Origin of the sequence: Litoribacillus peritrichatus, assembly GCF_039537985.1 — a bacterium.
GTDB lineage: Bacteria > Pseudomonadota > Gammaproteobacteria > Pseudomonadales > Litoribrevibacteraceae > Litoribacillus > Litoribacillus peritrichatus.
The window spans coordinates 63,313-81,875 of record NZ_BAABBN010000006.1; the positions used below are offsets into that span (position 1 = coordinate 63,313).

General features: G+C 49.1%; 19 protein-coding genes. 12 read left to right on the plus strand and 7 right to left on the minus strand.

Going from position 1 to position 18,563, the window contains the following annotated elements:
- Window positions 1-45: 45 nt before the first annotated feature.
- The gene (locus tag ABD744_RS09490; protein WP_344797874.1) at window positions 46-951 is read left to right on the plus strand and encodes a LysR family transcriptional regulator; all 906 of its coding nucleotides are present in this window, start codon (window positions 46-48) and stop codon (window positions 949-951) included.
- 45 nt (window positions 952-996) lie between these two features.
- Here ABD744_RS09490 and ABD744_RS09495 read toward each other — a convergent pair whose 3' ends face one another.
- The 3 genes from ABD744_RS09495 to ABD744_RS09505 all read right to left on the minus strand — a co-directional run bounded on the left by ABD744_RS09495 (window position 997) and on the right by ABD744_RS09505 (window position 3,183).
- On the minus strand, window positions 997-1,815 hold the full coding sequence (locus tag ABD744_RS09495) for a flagellin N-terminal helical domain-containing protein (RefSeq protein ID WP_344797876.1): 819 nt from the start codon (window positions 1,813-1,815) through the stop codon (window positions 997-999).
- 153 nt (window positions 1,816-1,968) lie between these two features.
- Entirely contained in the window at window positions 1,969-2,745 is a 777-nt protein-coding gene (locus ABD744_RS09500) for a PhnD/SsuA/transferrin family substrate-binding protein (protein ID WP_344797878.1), read from the minus strand.
- A 24-nt stretch (window positions 2,746-2,769) separates the two neighbouring features.
- Window positions 2,770-3,183 carry a hypothetical protein gene (locus ABD744_RS09505; protein WP_344797880.1) on the minus strand — a complete coding sequence of 138 codons (414 nt, stop codon included), beginning with the start codon at window positions 3,181-3,183 and terminating at the stop codon, window positions 2,770-2,772.
- Between the two features lie 424 nt (window positions 3,184-3,607).
- Here ABD744_RS09505 and zwf point away from each other — a divergent pair, with 424 nt between their 5' ends.
- From zwf to ABD744_RS09555, 10 genes are all read left to right on the plus strand, one after another.
- Window positions 3,608-5,074 carry a glucose-6-phosphate dehydrogenase gene (gene zwf, locus ABD744_RS09510; RefSeq protein ID WP_344797882.1) on the plus strand — a complete coding sequence of 489 codons (1,467 nt, stop codon included), beginning with the start codon at window positions 3,608-3,610 and terminating at the stop codon, window positions 5,072-5,074.
- A 26-nt stretch (window positions 5,075-5,100) separates the two neighbouring features.
- Window positions 5,101-5,799 carry a 6-phosphogluconolactonase gene (gene pgl, locus ABD744_RS09515; RefSeq protein ID WP_344797884.1) on the plus strand — a complete coding sequence of 233 codons (699 nt, stop codon included), beginning with the start codon at window positions 5,101-5,103 and terminating at the stop codon, window positions 5,797-5,799.
- Between the two features lie 14 nt (window positions 5,800-5,813).
- Window positions 5,814-7,664, plus strand: coding sequence for a phosphogluconate dehydratase (gene edd / locus ABD744_RS09520; protein ID WP_344797886.1), 1,851 nt, complete (start codon window positions 5,814-5,816; stop codon window positions 7,662-7,664).
- Window positions 7,665-7,686: 22 nt separating this feature from the next.
- The gene (locus ABD744_RS09525) at window positions 7,687-8,322 is read left to right on the plus strand and encodes a bifunctional 4-hydroxy-2-oxoglutarate aldolase/2-dehydro-3-deoxy-phosphogluconate aldolase (RefSeq protein ID WP_344797888.1); all 636 of its coding nucleotides are present in this window, start codon (window positions 7,687-7,689) and stop codon (window positions 8,320-8,322) included.
- A 333-nt stretch (window positions 8,323-8,655) separates the two neighbouring features.
- Window positions 8,656-9,291: an anaerobic ribonucleoside-triphosphate reductase activating protein gene (gene nrdG, locus ABD744_RS09530; RefSeq protein WP_344797890.1), complete on the plus strand. Its 636-nt coding sequence runs from the start codon at window positions 8,656-8,658 to the stop codon at window positions 9,289-9,291.
- Entirely contained in the window at window positions 9,278-11,125 is a 1,848-nt protein-coding gene (nrdD, locus tag ABD744_RS09535; protein ID WP_344797892.1) for an anaerobic ribonucleoside-triphosphate reductase, read from the plus strand. Before nrdG ends, nrdD begins: the two co-directional genes overlap by 14 nt.
- 145 nt (window positions 11,126-11,270) lie before the next feature.
- Complete coding sequence (locus ABD744_RS09540; protein WP_344797894.1) at window positions 11,271-12,032, plus strand: SDR family oxidoreductase; 762 nt, start codon at window positions 11,271-11,273, stop codon at window positions 12,030-12,032.
- 61 nt (window positions 12,033-12,093) lie between these two features.
- Window positions 12,094-12,525: an acyl-CoA thioesterase gene (locus ABD744_RS09545; RefSeq protein WP_344797896.1), complete on the plus strand. Its 432-nt coding sequence runs from the start codon at window positions 12,094-12,096 to the stop codon at window positions 12,523-12,525.
- A 251-nt stretch (window positions 12,526-12,776) separates the two neighbouring features.
- Window positions 12,777-13,199 carry a MerR family transcriptional regulator gene (locus tag ABD744_RS09550; protein WP_344797898.1) on the plus strand — a complete coding sequence of 141 codons (423 nt, stop codon included), beginning with the start codon at window positions 12,777-12,779 and terminating at the stop codon, window positions 13,197-13,199.
- A complete protein-coding gene (locus ABD744_RS09555) occupies window positions 13,192-14,472 on the plus strand; it encodes a permease (protein WP_344797900.1) in 1,281 nt (426 codons plus the stop codon). The genes ABD744_RS09550 and ABD744_RS09555 overlap by 8 nt, the downstream gene beginning before the upstream one ends.
- 76 nt (window positions 14,473-14,548) lie before the next feature.
- Here ABD744_RS09555 and ABD744_RS09560 read toward each other — a convergent pair whose 3' ends face one another.
- From ABD744_RS09560 to ABD744_RS09575, 4 genes are all read right to left on the minus strand, one after another.
- Window positions 14,549-15,526 (minus strand): sensor domain-containing diguanylate cyclase, encoded by a 978-nt coding sequence (locus tag ABD744_RS09560; protein ID WP_344797902.1) that lies wholly within the window; start codon window positions 15,524-15,526, stop codon window positions 14,549-14,551.
- A gap of 2 nt (window positions 15,527-15,528) precedes the next feature.
- Window positions 15,529-16,143, minus strand: a complete 615-nt coding sequence (locus ABD744_RS09565) for a histidine kinase (protein ID WP_344797904.1) — start codon at window positions 16,141-16,143, stop codon at window positions 15,529-15,531.
- A gap of 47 nt (window positions 16,144-16,190) precedes the next feature.
- Entirely contained in the window at window positions 16,191-16,559 is a 369-nt protein-coding gene (locus ABD744_RS09570) for a response regulator (RefSeq protein ID WP_344797906.1), read from the minus strand.
- Between the two features lie 201 nt (window positions 16,560-16,760).
- On the minus strand, window positions 16,761-17,237 hold the full coding sequence (locus ABD744_RS09575; RefSeq protein WP_344797908.1) for a hypothetical protein: 477 nt from the start codon (window positions 17,235-17,237) through the stop codon (window positions 16,761-16,763).
- A 214-nt stretch (window positions 17,238-17,451) separates the two neighbouring features.
- On the opposite strand from ABD744_RS09575, the gene ABD744_RS09580 reads away from it, so the two are divergent.
- Window positions 17,452-18,543: a hypothetical protein gene (locus ABD744_RS09580; protein WP_344797910.1), complete on the plus strand. Its 1,092-nt coding sequence runs from the start codon at window positions 17,452-17,454 to the stop codon at window positions 18,541-18,543.
- Window positions 18,544-18,563 lie beyond the last annotated feature (20 nt).

Below are 18,563 nucleotides of genomic sequence, written 5' to 3' on the forward strand. Positions count from 1 at the left end.
TTTCATTATTTCCAAAATCACCATAATAAAATCCAAGGACTGTCTATGAATCTGGCCGATCGCATTTTATTGTTTCATAAAGTGGTCGAAACCGGCTCGTTCAGTCAGGCGGCCGAGCGCGCGGGGATGACCAACTCGGTCGTCAGTAAGCACATAGCCCAACTGGAACAACACTTAGGCATACAATTACTGCACCGAACCACACGCAAGCTGAAACTGACCGAAGAAGGCCGGCTGTTTTTCCGTCATGCACAGGATGTGGACCAGTCTGTGGCCAATGCCATCAATGCCATCACCGAATTCAGCAGCGAGCCAACCGGCACCTTGTGCTTGAGTGTTCCGACCATATCGGGCGAATATTTAATCACAGAGCTGGTTGCCGAGTTCTGCCAGCAGTACCCGAAACTGAGCGTAGAACTCCGCCTGGAAGACCATCAAGTGGATTTAATTGCCGAAGGCGTCGATTTGGCCATCCGCACCGCCAGCCTGCCGGACTCCAGCTTAATCGCCAAATTATTGGTACAGTCGAAATGGGTGGTCAGCGCCAGCCCGGACTATTTGAAAAAACACGGCACCCCTCAAGTCCCTCAGGATTTGGTCAACCACAATTGTCTGACCTACACCTACATGGAAACCGGCACCAACGACTGGTTATTCAAAGAAGAAGGTCAGCAATACAGCATGAAAGTATCGGGCAGCATCAGTTCCAACAATCAGATCGCATTGAAAAATGCCGCATTGGCCGGTCACGGAGTGATTTATACGCCGAAACTACTGGCGCACGAAGGGCTAAAAACCGGGAAATTAGTGGAGTTATTGGCCGACTTTTCCAGTAAGGAGTTGCCCATTTATGCGGTGTATCCCTACAGTAAATATTTGCCAGAAAAGACCCGATTGCTCATGGACTACATTGCACAAGGCTATGCCCGCAAAGCGGCCTTATTCCATTAATAGAAAAAGGCCCGACATACTCACAGAAAACATCGTTTGGTATCACTAGCCTTCAAACAAACGCAACATGATTTTAAAGTTACTGTTGGCCTGGGCTTGAGCCGAATTCTGCGCTTCCTCCTTCACCAACCTAGAAGCCAGCTCTGAAATTTCTTTGGCCAGATCAGCGTCTGCAATCCGGCTATTAGCCGCCGACTCATTCACTACGGTGTTGGCTAGATTATCAATGGTCGAAGACAAGCGGTTCTGATTGGCACCGAAGTTGGCGGCCGCTTGAGAGGTTACGTCCAGAGCATCATCCACCACCCCGAGTGCCGACTGGGCACCGGCCTGAGTGCTGATGTTGATGTCATTGATGCCCAGATCTGCCAGTTGCTGTTCGAGATTGCCCCGCTCTAAAGTCAGAGTATCTCCTGCATCCGGACCAACCTGAAAATTCACGTCTGAGTCATCGTTTAACAACGAAATGCCGTTAAAGTCACTGCCGGAAATGGTTTCGCTGATGTTTTCCACCAGTTGATCCACTTCGGCCTGCAAACCTTGCCGGTCCTGATCCGTCAACGTCCCATTGGATGATTGTGCAGACAACTCACGGATACGCTGCAAATCGTCCTGAACCGAACTCACCGCCCCTTCCGCCGTCTGGTTCAGGGAAATGGCGTCGTTGCTGTTTCGAATGGCTTGTTCTGTGCCGGAAATGGAGGCGGTAAATCCCGTTGAAATCAATAAACCCGCCGCATCATCTGCGGCCGAGTTGATTCGACTGCCCGAGCTGATTCGCTGAAAATTCTGAGTCGGATCATTCTGAATTCTGTTACGAGCAAACGCCGCTTGCTGGGCGTCCGCATTGAAACCGATCGCCATACTGCACCTCAATCGTATAAAAAACGTACAATAATAAGTGTGAACCTTATTCAGACAATCAACAAGAGACGGTTAGCAACAGTTCGTTATGAAAATGTAAGCGGTGATTACTTTTTTTCCTATGATGTTACTGTTTCTGCACTAAAGACAATATCAGCGCTGATTCGGCCAACGGAAGCCCGTTAACCATTCGGGAAACACCTGCATTTTCGCATCTCCTCGGCTGGCACGGCTCATCGCCAAAAGACCTTGGGCACACGGCCCTTGTTTACCCTCCATCCACTGCGATTTTGTAGAAGAGGAGGACAGCCACACTCCGGCAACCAGGCGGGCATCACTTTCCGCCAGCGTCACCAATTCATTGAGTTTGCTCCATTTAGTCGCCAACGGAGCAGGAAACGCCGCCGCAAACACATCACCATGCAGCAACAACGCCATAGCGCCTTGGTATTTCGAAGCCGTAAAGACCGTCACATCAGTCAAAGTCACCCCCGCCTGCTCCAGCAAACGAACGGGCTGTTGGTGGCCCAATAATGAAGCTTTGCCCAGCAAGGCGACCCGCTCGCCTTCCAGGCTGGCCAAGTGCTTTACAGAGCGGCTGCCTTTGACCAGCCAGCGCACCGTCAAAGGCTGGTTGCCCTCTGTATCCGCAACCATCCAAGGCATCCCGGCAGCAAGTGGACGCACTTCAAACACCAGAGCCGCATCGCTCTTATCGGCACCGGTTTGGGAGATACGAACCGGGCAACCCCGGTCTGCCAGCCAATGACTAAACGCCTGCTGATGATGAGGTTTCGCCCCACCGCCTTCATGAGGGCTAATCCACCACAAGGGCTTGGGCTCGACGATTTCCGAAGCAACCAAAGCCCCACCGGCCCACCATGCACCCCACAAGCAAAGCGATATTCTGACCACCAAAGTCCTAACCATTGTTCTGATCACTCGACCTGCCGACTATTCAACACCCAACGACTTTTTGGTAAATTCAGCACGAGCAAACCGAGCAACAACCCGATTGGCAGACTGCAGCAACGCGCGGTTCCGTTGCCCTTGAGCGTCCTCTTCCACAATCAGTTCAAACTCTTCTTCGGCCATGTTTTCATTCTCGTGCCGACATTTAATTCCGATGGTCTCTGCACTCGACGCCTGCCACAAGCATCGTAAAGCAGAGACCTGAGACTCCTTTGGGTAAAGTTCCCCCGTGCCATCAAACGCCACTTCAAGCCGCAGGTATTCATTGCTCGAAACCGTTTCGGCATCCCAGTTACCAGCAGCCGGATGGCCACCGCATCCCACCAAAGTTGCTGCCACGCTGGCCGTTATCACACAGCCCAGTCTCTTTTTCATAGCCGTTGGTATTAGTTTCATACGCACCACCCGGAAAATTATATGGATACCCCAGACTAACAAAGCCACCCGGCGGCACAGCTGATATACATCAGCAATTCTCCGATAGAGCCCTTCGTGCAAAAATGTACAATCAATGAATTGTGCCTAAATTGAGAACCATTTCTTGCCCAAAGCATTTCAGTTATGGCATGGTAATCAAATACTTATTTAAACAGCTTTATTTCAGAAACCGTATTTAACAACCGAGTTTTAACAACCGAGTTTTAACAACCGAGATTAGCGACGAGTAATTCTGAGCTAACACCGTGTCGGCCGATTCCAGGTCATCCAAACTGAAACAGCGCCGCGCTTAGCTTTTAGAATTAGATGTACGTCCACCATCGGTAATACCTCCCGGGTCTTTGCAAGACGTGTGGATTTTTATTACCTGTCAGGAGACATCATGTCCTTACCAGCACAAGCGTTTGAGTTAGTTTTGTTTGGCGCAGCCGGCGATTTATCACTGCGTAAATTGTTTCCATCCCTGTATTGTTTACACCTCGACAACCGAATTCATCCGGACGGACGAATCATCGCCGTGGCGCGCCGCGATTATGACCGGGAAGGCTTCCTTGAACTGCTCAAATCCTCCCTTGAAGAATTTCTGGCCGATGGCCTTTTCGATGAAGACACCTGGAAAAGTTTTTCAAAGCGGGTCAGCTACGCTCAGATGGACATCACCGACCCCGTCAGCTATCAGGACCGACTCAAGCATTACTTAACCAATCCGGACGTGGCGAAAGTTTATTATCTGGCCACACACAGCGACTTATACGGCACCATATGCCAACACCTGTACAGCCATCAGCTGTTAAAAGGCGATGCTCGTGTGGTTCTGGAAAAGCCCATTGGCATGAACCACCAAAGTGCCTTACAAGTCTGTAAAGAAGTGGACAAATACTGCAACGAAGAGCAGATCTACCGGATTGATCACTATCTGGGCAAAGAAACCGTCCAAAATCTGTTAGCACTGCGTTTTGCCAATTCCATTTTTGAACACCAGTGGAATCAGCGCTACATTGATCACATCCAGATCTCCATCAGTGAAACACTGGGCGTGGAACAACGTGCCGGCTTTTATGAATCCGCCGGAGCCATGCGGGATATGGTGCAGAACCACCTACTGCAACTGCTTTGTATGGTGGCGATGGAACCTCCGGCTCAGCTCGATGCTGAGTCTATTCGCGATGAAAAAGTTAAGATCCTGAAAGCCCTTAAACCTCTGGTTGGTGAGCACATCAGTGAAAACGTGGTTCGGGGACAGTATCAGGAAGGGTCCCGTAATGGCCAACCCACCAAAGCCTACCGCGATGAAGAAGGCGTCGACCCCCACAGTGACACCGAAACCTTCGTGGCCATGAAAGTTGAAATCGACAACTGGCGTTGGGCCGGCACCCCGTTTTATTTAAGAACCGGTAAACGCTTACCCGACCGGGCCTGTGAGATTGTCGTGCAATTTAAAGAAGTGCCGCATTCAGTCTTCGAGCTTCAACATGCCTCCGCCATGGCAAATAAACTAATCTTTAGACTACAACCGGACGATGGCATTAAATTGCAATTGTGTGAAAAGCGGGTGGGCAAAGGCATGAGTGTCAAGCCTGTGCTGCTTAGCCTGACCGCAGAACACGCCAAAAAAGATCGCGTCCCTGATGCCTACGAACGATTACTGGCCGACGCCATCGAAGGCAACCCCACTTTGTTTCTGCGTGAGGATGAACTACTCACCGCCTGGAAGTGGATTGATCCGATTCTTCAATCCTGGCAACAAAGCGGGGCTCGTCCCGAATTTTACCACGGCGGCGTGTGGGGGCCGGCGGCCGCCACGCTGTTACTCGCAAAAGACGGTCGCCTCTGGCAAGAAAGTCATTAATACAAAATGGCTGGGAGAGTTAGCAAATGAAGCTGCATGAACAAATTTACCAAACACACCGAGAGTTGATTGAAAGCCTGACCTTACAACTGGCGGACCATCTGCGAGGGGCCATTGAACACCACGGCAACATCAGCTTTGTGGTCAGTGGCGGCAACACCCCAAAACCACTGTACAAACAATTGAGTCAGCAACATCTGGCGTGGGATCACGTAACCATTTGCCCTTCGGATGAGCGATGGGTGGCCACAGATCACGACGACAGCAACTACAAGATGCTGAAAAACACACTGTTGCAGAACGCCGCCGACAAGGCATCGTTGTTAAGCCTCAAGTCGGATCAGGCGTTCAGCGATGCCGCCATGAGTCTCACCCCTGCGGTTCAGGCCTTATCCAAGCCATTAAATATAGTGTTACTGGGAATGGGGGATGACGGTCACATTGCTTCGTTATTTCCCGATGCCAATGAATTGGAGCACGCATTATCGGCGCCGCTTTCTGAGCCGGTTTCAACCATTCAATCCGAGTCCAAAGGGGCGCGGGTCACTTTAACCTTACCCACGTTATTAAATGCCGAACACATTTTTTTGTTGTTCACCGGCAATGAAAAGTGGCACGTCTACAAAAAAGCCAAAGAATCGCCCAGCAGCTTATCATTACCCATCGGCCATTTACTGCACAAAGCAACATGCCCTCTGACCGTATGTTGGAGTCCCGATGTTTAAGGAACTCAGATAATATGAACAACCTCATGCAAACCGTGAATCCCGTCGTTCAGGAAGTGACCGACACCATCATTGAACGCAGCAGCACCAGCCGAACTCGCTACTTGAGTCAGATGCGCAGCCAGGCACAATTAAAACCCCACCGATCACAACTGAGCTGCACCAACCTTGCCCACAGCTTTGCTGCCTCGGACGAAGAAGAAAAAATCATACTCAAGCAGGCACACAGCAAGGCCAACATCGCCATTGTTACCGCCTACAACGACATGCTATCGGCTCACCAACCTTTGCAACATTACCCGGAACTGATCAAACAAACGCTGTTAAAACTGGGCCATACCGCTCAGGTAGCAGGCGGCGTTCCAGCGATGTGCGATGGCATCACCCAAGGTCAGCCGGGCATGGAATTATCTTTGTTCAGCCGGGATACCATCGCCCTTTCCACAGCTGTGGCGTTGTCCCACAATGTGTTTGATGGCACCTTATGCTTAGGGGTGTGCGACAAAATTATACCTGGCTTGCTCATGGCGGCCCTACGCTTTGGGCATTTACCCACTATTTTCGTCCCTGCCGGGCCCATGGGCTCTGGCATCAGCAATTCGGAAAAGGCCAAAACCCGTCAGCTGTTTGCCGAAGGCAAAGCCTCACAAGAAGAATTATTAGACTCAGAGTCCAAGTCGTACCACAGTGCAGGCACCTGTACTTTTTACGGTACGGCCAATACCAACCAGATGCTGATGGAAGTGATGGGCTTACACCTCCCGGATTCGGCGTTCACACCGCCGGACTCAGGTCTTCGCCATGCTTTCATTGAACAAGCCGCAAAGCGTATCTCCGAAATTACCGGCCTCAGTAACCACTACACACCCGTTGCCGATGTCGTATCAGAAAAAACCATTGTAAATGCCATGGTCACCTTGATGGCGACTGGCGGATCAACCAACTTAATCATCCACTTAACCGCCATCGCCCGTTGTGCCGGTATTCACATTACCCTGGACGACTTCGATAAACTCTCTTCCGTGGTGCCACTCATCGCCCGGGTTTATCCCAATGGTCAAGCCGACGTCAACCAATTCCATCATGCGGGCGGCACCAGCCGGGTCATCCATGAATTATTGGCCGCAGACTTATTGCATGATGACGTCACCACTGTTGTTGGCGATACGCTACGAGATTACGCCCGACGCGCAGCACTGAAGAGTCAAACCATCGTCTACCACTCGCCCCCGTCCGACACCGACAACGCCAATACAACTGGAAACGATATTATCCGCAGCGCCGATGCCCCCTTTGATGCCATTGGCGGGATCAAACGGCTGAAGGGTAACCTGGGGGATGCCATCATCAAAGTTTCCGCCGTACCGAAAGAACAGTGGGTCATCAAGGCTCCTGCGCGCGTTTTTCATGATCAGGCCGACTTCATTAAAGCCTTCCATGACGAGCAACTCACGGGTGACTTCATCGCCGTAGTGCGCTTTCAGGGGCCAAAAGCGAACGGAATGCCCGAGCTGCATAAACTGATGCCCTTGTTAGGCAGTCTTCAGGACAAAGGTCAGAAAGTCGCGTTAGTCACGGACGGTCGATTGTCCGGCGCATCGGGTAAAGTACCTGCCGCGCTGCACATTTGTCCGGAAGCCATGCAACTGGGGCCGATCAGCCAAATTCAGGAAGGCGACATGATAGAACTGGATTGCCATCAGGGAGTTCTCAAAGTCACCGGCTGCGATCTCAGCACCCGACCATTTGCGCAACCCCCCTCGGGTCACGTTCAGGGCGTTGGCCGAGAACTGTTTTCCGTATTCCGACACTCCGTCGGGCCAACCAGCCAAGGAGCAATCAGCATCCAATGGGAAGAAGCATAAACGCCGCTAAGGAAGCACGCATATGAGCAACAGTTTCAAGCAACTCATCGAACAATACAGCCCGGAGTCCAAACCGGTTTTACCCGTCATAGTGATCGAAGACATTGAACACGCCGTTCCCTTGGCTCATGCACTGGTGAATGGCGGTATTCATTTTCTTGAAATCACCCTGCGCACAGAACACGGGCTGGAAGCCATTAGACGCATCAAACAAGAAGTCCCCCATGCCTGTGTCGGGGCCGGAACCGTCACCAACGAACGTGATTTTGAAAACTGTCTCGATGCAGGCGCCGAATTTTTAATCAGCCCGGGGATCACACCAACACTGGCCAAATACGCAGAGGACACTCCGGTGCCCTATTTGCCCGGCATCGCCTCAGCGTCCGAGTTGATGCTGGCCCAGGAATACGGGCTGAACGAACTCAAGTTTTTCCCGGCGGAGCAAGCCGGCGGAGTCAAAATGCTTAAAGCGCTGTCCGCGCCTTTTCCTGATATCCGATTTTGCCCAACCGGTGGCATCAACGCCGATAACGCCAAACAATACCTGACACTCAACAGCGTCATGGCGGTGGGAGGCAGCTGGATTTGCCCTTCTGAGCTTATTCAAGCCAACCAATGGCAAGCCATTACCGATTTATGTTTACTCAGCCATCGCTGATTCCAGCTTCGCCGGAGTTTAATATTCTCTGCTCCGGCGTGTATTCCAAAACCATTCAGAACTATCACTCCGGTCATTGCAAAGCGTGAGTGATCTCCCGAAATATTCAAGACCGTTTCGTTCCAAAACCCCCATCGTTTCACCCTCACATCCTTCATCGTCGTACATATAAATCACTCAGCCACCACCTATACGGATTCATCCAAAGCATTGATCCAGATCAATCACTTTGACTGGCAACCCACACCAAACACAATATATTGTATCTAAACACAAACACACCACACCATATATAGACATATATTATTTATGGGTATTTGAAGGACGTATCCAATGGAACTCGATCATCTGATTTATCCCTCGACGGAACATCAACCAATTCGAACCACCAAACCACATCCTCAGGCGCCCGAGTTTCACCACCAAAAAGTGAAGGAAAAACCCTTCAACAGCTCTCAAGCCCAAATCGTATTTCAGGAATTACCTGAACACATTTCACTGGCCTATACCATTTATGGCTGCCCTTTGGCCTGCAAAGGTTGCCACAGTGAAGACACTTGGGACAAACGTCAGGGCCACGCATTGTCCGATCAATCATTTACTGAAGATTTGGTCACTTATCAGGGCTTAATCAATGCCGTGGTTTTTTTTGGTGGCGAATGGCATCCATTGGCATTGCAGGCCAAGTTAAAAATTGCTCAGGCCCATGGCCTGAAAACCTGTTTATACACTGGGCTTGATTCAGTCTCCCGACTATTAAAGCCCCATCTGGATTTCGTCAAAACCGGTCGCTGGATTCCTGAGTTGGGCGGATTAGATGCAACCACGACCAATCAAAAATTTCTGAAACTGGAGCACGGAGAAGTGGTTGAAGACCTTACTCACTGCTTCAGAAAATCCTCAAACAACATCAATTCAACCCCATATTTGACTAACACGCACCAAGGAGTCACTCATGCTTCGGCTTAATACAGATCAAGTGAACGATAAGCTTAATTTCATCGAATCTTATATCCACGCAAATAATGCGGCGGAAGGTTCTGCGGTCGACGCCAATGCCAACGTCACTCATAAGAACATTGCCACGCTGGAAAGCGAGCTGATGAAAGACGCCATCATTCAAGTGAACCGGGCACGAGTAAGAAACAAAATCGCAGAGCTGTTTGGTGAACCATTGGCCGAAGAATATTTGCGCCAAATTGAAGATCACGAAATCTATGTGCACGATGAAACCAGCTTAAAACCTTACTGCACCTCCATCACCATGTACCCTTTCCTGTTGGACGGCTTGAAAGGGTTGGGAGGCGAGTCCAAAGCCCCTAAACACCTGGAGTCTTTCTGCGGGTCTTTCGTGAATCTGATTTTTGCGATCAGTGCCCAATTTGCCGGTGCCGTCGCGACCGTTGAATTCCTGACTTATTTCGATCACTTCGCCCGTCAGGATTATGGCAACGATTACCTGACCACCCACCCGAAAGAAATTGGCAATCACCTCCAGCATGTGGTCTATGCATTAAACCAACCCGCTGCCGCTCGCGGTTATCAAAGTGTGTTCTGGAACATCTCTCTCTACGATCAATATTATTTTGAATCCATGTTTGGTGATTTTGTGTTCCCACCAAACAAACATGGCGATATGGTCAAACCCCAGTGGCAGTCCGTCAAAGGCTTGCAAGAATTCTTCATGAACTGGTTTAACGAAGAACGTAAAAAAGCCATTCTGACCTTCCCTGTGGTGACGGCCGCAATGCTGACCAACGAAGGCCAATGTAGGGATACCGAGTTCACCGAGTTTTGCGCTCAACAAATGGCGGACGGCAACAGCTTCTTTGTGTACCAATCGGATAATGCCGATTCGCTGGCCTCCTGCTGCCGACTGCGCAATGAAATTACCGAAAACACCTTTTCCTACACGCTGGGCGCCGGAGGTGTCGCCACGGGTTCAATTAATGTCATTACCTTAAACATGAATCGTCTGGAGCAAGACGGCAGCGACCTGAATGAAGCCATTGTTAAAATTCAAAAATATCAAATGGCCTACCGGGCATTGATGGAAGAATATCAGGACAACGGCATGTTGCCGGTCTACGACAGTGGATTCATCAGCCTCAATAAGCAGTTCTTAACCATCGGCATCAACGGCATGGCCGAAGCCGCCGAAAGTAAAGGCATTACCGTGGGCAATAATCCGGACTATAAAGCGTTTGTCCGATCCCGCTTGCAAGTCATCTACCAGGCAAACCAGAAAGCAAAAAAAGAAACGGGTTACCTGTTCAACACCGAGTTCGTGCCCGCTGAAAACCTCGGCGTAAAAAATGCCAAGTGGGACAAAAACGACGGTTATCAGGTCGCCCGCGATTGCTATAACTCATACTTCTACATCGTAGAAAATGAGCTGAGCAATGCCCTGGATAAATTCATCCTCCATGGCCGGGAAATGACTGAATATCTGGACGGCGGGTCGGCGTTACACCTCAATCTCGATGAAGCACTGACCAAACAACAATACGTGCAGTTATTTAATATTGCCGCCACCACCGGCTGTAATTATTTCTGTATTAACGTCAAAATCACCATTTGTAATGAATGCAATCATGTGGATAAACGCACCTTACACGCTTGCCCGTCATGTCACAGTCAAAACATAGATTATGGCACTCGGGTCATCGGTTATCTGAAACGCGTATCAGCGTTCAGCCAGGCGCGCCAGAAAGAACATGGCATTCGTCATTACCACAGGCAAGCGCCAGCCCATCCAGTACAGCCTCAAGCGGGGCTACACACTAATACTCTCAGGGTTTAATCGCTTCCGACCATCTGTCAAAAGCAGCAGTCAATCCCGTTGGCTGCTGATACAACCACCACAAAAGTCTCTGTAAAAACATGAATGTACGACTATTCTATGGTACAACGTCACCCACATTCTATGGATTCAAGGAGACGATCCCGTGACTAAAACCGCCATCATTACCGGAGCCACCTCAGGCTTTGGCCAGGCCTGCGCTCGCAAATTCGCACACGACGGCTATAAGTTGGTTATCGTGGGTCGTCGAAAAGAAAGGCTCGAAGCACTGCAAAGCGAACTGTCCCAAATAACCGACGTGCATTATTTGGTGATGGATGTGCGAGAGCGCCAAACGGTCTTTGATGGTTTTTACGAGTTACCCGAGGCGTTCAATAAACCCGATGTTCTGATCAATAATGCCGGGTTGGCATTAGGCCTTGAGCCTGCGCATCAAGCCAATCTCGACGATTGGGAAACCATGCTCGACACCAACTGTAAAGGTTTGATGTATTGCACACGAGCGTTATTGCCTGGCATGGTGGAGCGTAAATGTGGTCACATCATTAACGTCGGTTCCATGGCAGGCAACTGGCCTTATCCCGGCGGTAACTGCTATGGTGCATCCAAAGCCTTTGTGCAACAGTTTTCCCGAAATCTGCGTTCCGATGTTCACGGCTCCGGCGTAAAAATCACCAACATCGAACCCGGCTTTGCTAAGACTGAGTTTTCACTGGTACGCTTTAAAGGCGACGAGTCACGAGCAGATACCCTATACCAAGACGCAGAACACCTGAAACCGGATGACATTGCCGACATCATTCTGTGGACAGCCAACACCCCAGCGCATGTCAACGTTAATACTCTGGAAGTGATGCCCACCAATCAAAGCTGGTCACCTTTGGCCATCCATAAAAACGACAACTGAGCCACCCGGATCTTATATTCAAAGCCCGTTACGGGCTTTCATTAAGCCGCTTAGGAATATTATGAAAATCTTCGAAATGCAGTTTAAGCCGCGCTGGTCCGATCTTGATCCGAACCAACATTTACGACACACCGCCTACAACGATCACGCAACCCAAGTGCGCTTTACTTTTCTCGACGAACACGGCTTCAGCCAAGAACAATTCCGCCAGCTCAATATCGGGCCGGTCATTTTTCGGGAAGAAACCACCTTTCGCAAAGAAATCGGCATGTCCGAAGGCTTTACTGTGGATTTTGAAGTCATCAGTTTAAGCAAAACCGGTAAAAAGTGGTGTTTCGCACACAACTTTTGGCTTGCCAGCGGCACTCTCGCGGCCACCGTCAAAGTGGAAGGCAGTTGGATCAACCTGGACACCCGAAGATTTACCAGCCCGCCAGAAGAACTGCTGAGCTTATTTCAAAAAATTCAGGCCAACAACCAAGCCAGTCATTAACGCACCACAATCCATCATCGACCAGTTATTTAAGCAATCACATGACTGCCTTTGCTGACTTATCAACCCAAGCGCAACTTGAAAAAAGCCACCAGCTCACCCCTGAGGCATTCGAACAGGCAATCAAAGACACCTTCGGCTTTTGATCGGTTGCGCTTTCAACGTCATTAAAAATATCTGACAACCCCTCTTGACCTGTGTGTAACACCCAGCTTTATGGTATAAGCTAAACACAGAGAGAGGGGTTTCTCATGACCGTATCAGAACTGGCCAAACGAACCGGAGTGACCGCAGACACGATCCGACATTATGTTCGTACCGGGCTTCTTGAGCCCAAACGTGATCCTAATAATGGCTACAAGCGTTTTTCTGCCACCGACGAACACCGTTTGAATTTTATTATTCAAGCCAAATCCCTTGGGTTTTCGTTACCCGACATTCAAACCATTTTTGACCAGGCAGGTCACGGGGAATCTCCTTGCCCGCAGGTGCGTGAAATCATGACGCAACGAATGCAGGAAGTGGCCGATAAGCTTGCTCAAATGCAACAAACCTATGACACCATGCAAAAAACCATGAAACGCTGGGAAACACAGCCCAATTGCATTCCCACCGGGGATCACATTTGTCATTTAATCGAAGGATTCAGTGAAGAAGGATGCTGCCATGAGTGATTGCTGCAATTCGTCTGACCAGACAACAGCGAAACAAATCAATGCTTCGCAGGAGAAGAACAGTGCTGCTATGACCGCAGCTACGGATAGCTGCTGCGCTGCGTCGGAAACATCAACAACGACGGCATCATCATGTTGCGCTCCCGCTTCGAAAAAAGACACTGCCAAAGCGAGCGGTTCCTGTTGTGGCTCGGAAGGTCAGACTCATGATCACGGCACCTCAGGCAATACCGCTTCCAGTTGTTGTGATACCGACGATAACAAGAACATCGACTGGATTTTATGGGTTTCCAGTGCCGTAGTTCTGAGTCTCTACAGCCTCTATTTGTTGACCGACAGTACTCAAATCAGCTGGCTCGACACTATGGCCTCTACCTCCTTTGAAATGATGAATGCCATGTGGTGGGGCGTATTGCTGGGCATCGTATTGGTGGGTTGGTTGAACCGAATCCCCAGAGAAGTCGTTGTTTCCGCATTAGGGCCTGGCCATACCAAGCGAGGCATCTTCCGGGCAACCCTTGCCGGCGTGTTACTTGATCTTTGTAATCACGGCATATTAATGGTCGCCATGAAACTCTATGAACGGGGTGCCAGCCTGGGACAAGTCATGGCCTTTTTGATCGCCAGCCCTTGGAACTCATTTACCCTGACCCTCATTCTGTTCGGTTTGATTGGCATCCCCTGGACACTGTCCTTTATTGTATTCTCTATGGTCATCGCCTGGATCAGCGGCCACTTGTTTGATCATTTCGAGAAAACCGGTCGTCTGCCTATGAATCCAAACATGATGGATTTGCCGGAAGACTTTAAGTTAAGTAGCACACTCAAAACCTTAACCAAAGAAGCCGACTATTCGCCCGCAGCCACCGGTGCCATGTTACTGGACGGTTTAAAAGGGGCACGCATGGTCATCCGCTGGATTATGTTTGGTGTGGTGCTGGTCGCGTTGTTAAGAGCGTTTGTACCGCTCGAAATTTTCGAGACCTGGTTCGGCGCAAGCGTCGGAGGGCTATTCCTGACCTTACTGGCGGCCACTGTGATTGAAGTCTGTTCCGAAGGGTCAACCCCGATTGCCGCCGATTTGGTCAACCGGGCCAGTGCACCAGGGAACGGCTTTACCTTCCTAATGGCCGGCGCATCCACCGATTACACCGAAATTATGGTGATCAAAGACACCATGAAAAGCTGGAAAATTGCCTTGTTCTTACCGTTGATCACGGTTCCCCAGGTGTTATTTATTGGCTGGGTGATGAACATGATGGCGGGAAGCTAATGAGCTGATCGCGGAAGAGTATCGCAACACATTTCATCTGTTGCGGTACTCGACCAAAGCCAAAAACCGGAAGGCGTTATTCGCCTTCCATGCCCGGTTGATAAATGGTCGAGCAATTGCGGCCATTCCTTTTACAGTGATACAAAGCCTTATCAGAATTTTCTAACCACTCGGTATAGGTTTTCAGTGTTGAACCCATTTCAGCAATACCGATACTGATGGTGTATTTAATCTCAACGCCTTCATGCATGACCGTCATCGATTCAATATGGGTCCTCAAACGTTCAGCAAACGCGTGAGCGTCCATGGAGTCCGTATCGACCAGAATAATGCCAAACTCTTCACCTCCGTATCGGCCAGCAATATCGGTTGCTCTCAAATTATCACGTACCGCCTGAGCCGTCACCCGGATGACTTCATCCCCCGCCTGATGACCGTAAGTATCGTTCACTTTCTTAAAGTGATCGATATCAAACATAATCAGACAACTGGTGTTTCGGCTGCGTAAGCAACGCTTATATTCGGCTTCCAAGCACTCTTCCCAATAACCACGGTTGTACAAGTTGGTCAGACGATCCGTTCGGCTTAACATTTCCAGTTTGGCATTCGCTTGTTCGAGCTGCGCTTTGTTGGTCGCGGCATCCGTGACGTCATACACCAGAATACAAACATGATCCACCGTGCCACTCAGTGAAACCAAGGGAATGATGGTGATGTTCTGAAACATGAAATCCGCTGTGCCGGTGATGGGCCGGTAATTCTTAAATTTAAAGACATAAGGCCGCTGCTCCCAGGTGGTAAAAGCACGGCTGTGTAACTGAAAGACCGAATCAATTTTATGGCAAAACCAGTCTCGCGGGATTTCAGGGAATAAATCAAACATGATTTTTCCTTTCACCGCAGTAGGCTCCAGACCGGAATGGTTCTCCATGAAACTGTTCCAGATATCAATTTCGTATTTATCATTCAGTACCACCAAACCCACATCAATGGTTTGGAGCATGTCCATCATCCAATGGAATTCTGAGATATCGAGTTTTGTTTCAGACGGCATAATTATTCCAATAAATACGAAGCAATTTCATTCAACCGATCGATTGAGTCATCGGAAAACAGCAACAACAGATCACAATTAATATTGTAATCCTTAATGGTGTAATTGATTTCTAAAGTCAGTACTTTCGACCAACGTGCGGAGTTCGAAGAAATCAACTCCGATATGTCACAATGCTGACCCAAAACAACGGGGTGGCCCTGGCTGAAAGACATATCCAACTGTTCGGCCAAACCATTTAAAAAAGCACCAATCAAAATACTGGCAATGTCCATTTCAAGTTCAAGCTGAACGGCGTCATCGATTTCGCCTTCATACTTCATCAGCTTGGCAATGTCCTGAAAGCTGGAATCATTAAAAATGAGCAAGGCTTCACCCGCCACGCCTTTGCCAATAAACCCCTGACAAACGGCCGAAACGGATTCGTTGTCCGACGCCGACTGCAACGCCATTTGCAACTCACCGGCTTCCAGAATATTCACATTCGGAATGGGCAACACCACAAATACATTCAGCAAACGTGCAAGGCTGTCTGCTGCCTGCCCCATGGCGACATTGGTGACTTCTTGATAAACATCTCTAAGTTCTTCATCAAGAACTAATTCATTATCGCTCACAAATACCTCGTTTTAGAGCTGAGTCATTTCAAATAGCACAAGGTGCACTACGCGATGATGCCATAGGCGGTTAAAATTTCGTTGATCTTGTCGGTGGTTATGGGTTTTTTAATGAACTCTAACGCGCCCAGGCCTCTTACCCGCTCGCGGGCCTCCGGCTGTATGTCCCCTGAGACCACAATCACCATGGTCGGCAGGTCTTGAGCCCGTATGGCTTCCAACACCCCGTAACCATCCAAAATAGGCATAGTAAGATCAAGAAAAAGAATATCGGCTTTACCCTCATGAATTGCTTCCAGCGCTTCTTGACCATTACCAGCAAACGACAATTCAATGTCCCACTCTTTGGGCAACGCTCTTGCCATCTGTTTTCTGGCAAAACTTGAATCATCACAAATAAGAACCGGTGTTGACATAATTCCAACTTTTCTGTCAGGTGAATCAAATAAAAACGTAGATCATCATCTAAACCTCAGAAAATCTTCTGAAGATTACTCCAACAAGTAAAGTCGTTAACCTGCTGTTTTTCAAGGCGGGCAATAGGGAGAATTACTAATTTAGGACAGTTTTTCAGCGGATAAGAAAAAGGCTGTAATGATTACAGCCTTTCCAATTCATCAATTAATGCGCTTAACACGTAATTTTTTGGTTCGACCTTCTTCCGTCATCGCGTAAGACCCGAACAACAGCTTAAAGATTCTGACTTTCGGCTGATTGGAACGGAAACGGTAATCCTGCTCTTTGGTCTGTTCCCAAACCTGACCGTTTTCCATGGTAATCACCCAGTCACCCGACGGATTCTTCTCCACCTTGACGGCCTGCAACTCCAGCTCATCAAACGACTGGGTTTGATGCGTTAAACCAAAATCCGCCACCGCTCGCTTTTCAGCTAATTCCTTTTTTTCAGGTTTAGCTTCAGCAAGATTACGTGAGATATCGTCATAACATACCAGGCGTTTTTGCTCGTCGGTCATTGCAAAACATTTAAACAGATCACTTTCCATTGCATCCAACGGTTTTGTTTCCGCAGCGACAGTCATTGGCAGCACAACACATGAGGCCAATACAGCCCCCGCAATCATTTGCTTTTTCATTCGATAACCCTGATCCCGTAAATTTTTTGAGAGTATCACAGAAAGTTATAAAAAACGGAATAATTGAATGAATACTCTAAAACCTTTCTCTAAGGTAGAAGTTTACATTCAATCAAATTCATTCTGACTTGATTGGGTATTGCCTGTTCGCCCGGTTGATTACCGGGCGAAATACCCTTCTAAGCATGTAAATTACTATGTTTGGAGCAATACCATGCCAACCACGCACGCCAAAGATCCAGCCCAGGAACAACCGTCATTGCTGTTTAAAACGGCCACCACCGCCCTCGGTATCGCCATTTATCTCAATGACAAAAGAAAACAAAGTAAGAAAAAAATGCTAGAAAAAAGCCAACTGACCACCGCCGAACTGATCGAACGAGGCAGCGAAGTTGACCGAAAACTGAAGAACTCCGCCAATCACTTGGTAGAACGCACACAACAGCAACTGCAGCAGGGTGTACAAACCTCACAACAAGCCCTCCATAAAGTGCAAACGTCCCTCGAAGAGGCCGCCGACACCCGTCGTGATCAAGTATTGCGAATTACCGGGGTTGCGACCCACAAAGATGTCAAACACAACGCCAAAGTCGGTCACATCAATGCCCTTGCCACCAAAATGGTTCAGTTCAATGAGAGCATTGATTACCAATTGAAAGAACACCGTGAAAAACTGGCCCATAAAGCCGATCGCAGAGATTTAGCGCCATTAGCCAAGTCCGAAGATTTAACGCCGCTTGCAACGTCTCAGGAATTAGCCGGATTGGCCAAAGCGGAACAATTACAAAACCTTGTTAAACGGGCAGATTTAGATCGCCTGGCCACCAGCCAGCAACTGGAAACCTTGGCGCGTACCGAAGACCTGGCGCTGCTCGATAAAATCCCGTTGCTGACCGAAAAAGTCGACCTCCTGGCTCACAAGGAAGATCTCTTCCCCATTGCCAAAGAAGCATCCGTCAAAGCCTTACAGAATATCTTGTCCACACAACTCGACACCCATCAAACCAAGATTGAACTCCTGATGACCCAGCTTGCTACACGGAGCGACATCTCCGACATCACGGATGCACAAGCGACCAAACAAGATGTCCAGCATGCCACACAAAAACTGGCGTCAAAAAACGACGTGGAAAGCATTGTAAAACAACTGATCAAACACATTCAGGGGCTGGAAGAGCAAGTCTCTTATTTGAAAAACCAGCTGGACAATCAGCAAGCACCTCTGGCAGAAACCGTGTTGCCCAAAACCCAGCCCTCCGGCAACGTCAGTGATGCAATCGACTCTGTTCAGCTTCGAGCCAGTTAACTCGCAACCAACCGCCGATC

What these genes read in the sequence shown, in the direction of transcription:
- ABD744_RS09490 (WP_344797874.1), top strand. Translation starts at nt 46, where the DNA reads ATGAATCTGGCCGATCGCATTTTATTGTTTCATAAAGTGGTCGAAACC.
- ABD744_RS09495 (WP_344797876.1), bottom strand. Translation starts at nt 1,815, where the DNA reads ATGGCGATCGGTTTCAATGCGGACGCCCAGCAAGCGGCGTTTGCTCGT.
- ABD744_RS09500 (WP_344797878.1), bottom strand. Translation starts at nt 2,745, where the DNA reads ATGGTTAGGACTTTGGTGGTCAGAATATCGCTTTGCTTGTGGGGTGCA.
- ABD744_RS09505 (WP_344797880.1), bottom strand. Translation starts at nt 3,183, where the DNA reads ATGAAACTAATACCAACGGCTATGAAAAAGAGACTGGGCTGTGTGATA.
- zwf (WP_344797882.1), top strand. Translation starts at nt 3,608, where the DNA reads ATGTCCTTACCAGCACAAGCGTTTGAGTTAGTTTTGTTTGGCGCAGCC.
- pgl (WP_344797884.1), top strand. Translation starts at nt 5,101, where the DNA reads ATGAAGCTGCATGAACAAATTTACCAAACACACCGAGAGTTGATTGAA.
- edd (WP_344797886.1), top strand. Translation starts at nt 5,814, where the DNA reads ATGAACAACCTCATGCAAACCGTGAATCCCGTCGTTCAGGAAGTGACC.
- ABD744_RS09525 (WP_344797888.1), top strand. Translation starts at nt 7,687, where the DNA reads ATGAGCAACAGTTTCAAGCAACTCATCGAACAATACAGCCCGGAGTCC.
- nrdG (WP_344797890.1), top strand. Translation starts at nt 8,656, where the DNA reads ATGGAACTCGATCATCTGATTTATCCCTCGACGGAACATCAACCAATT.
- nrdD (WP_344797892.1), top strand. Translation starts at nt 9,278, where the DNA reads ATGCTTCGGCTTAATACAGATCAAGTGAACGATAAGCTTAATTTCATC.
- ABD744_RS09545 (WP_344797896.1), top strand. Translation starts at nt 12,094, where the DNA reads ATGAAAATCTTCGAAATGCAGTTTAAGCCGCGCTGGTCCGATCTTGAT.
- ABD744_RS09550 (WP_344797898.1), top strand. Translation starts at nt 12,777, where the DNA reads ATGACCGTATCAGAACTGGCCAAACGAACCGGAGTGACCGCAGACACG.
- ABD744_RS09555 (WP_344797900.1), top strand. Translation starts at nt 13,192, where the DNA reads ATGAGTGATTGCTGCAATTCGTCTGACCAGACAACAGCGAAACAAATC.
- ABD744_RS09560 (WP_344797902.1), bottom strand. Translation starts at nt 15,526, where the DNA reads ATGCCGTCTGAAACAAAACTCGATATCTCAGAATTCCATTGGATGATG.
- ABD744_RS09570 (WP_344797906.1), bottom strand. Translation starts at nt 16,559, where the DNA reads ATGTCAACACCGGTTCTTATTTGTGATGATTCAAGTTTTGCCAGAAAA.
- ABD744_RS09575 (WP_344797908.1), bottom strand. Translation starts at nt 17,237, where the DNA reads ATGAAAAAGCAAATGATTGCGGGGGCTGTATTGGCCTCATGTGTTGTG.
- ABD744_RS09580 (WP_344797910.1), top strand. Translation starts at nt 17,452, where the DNA reads ATGCCAACCACGCACGCCAAAGATCCAGCCCAGGAACAACCGTCATTG.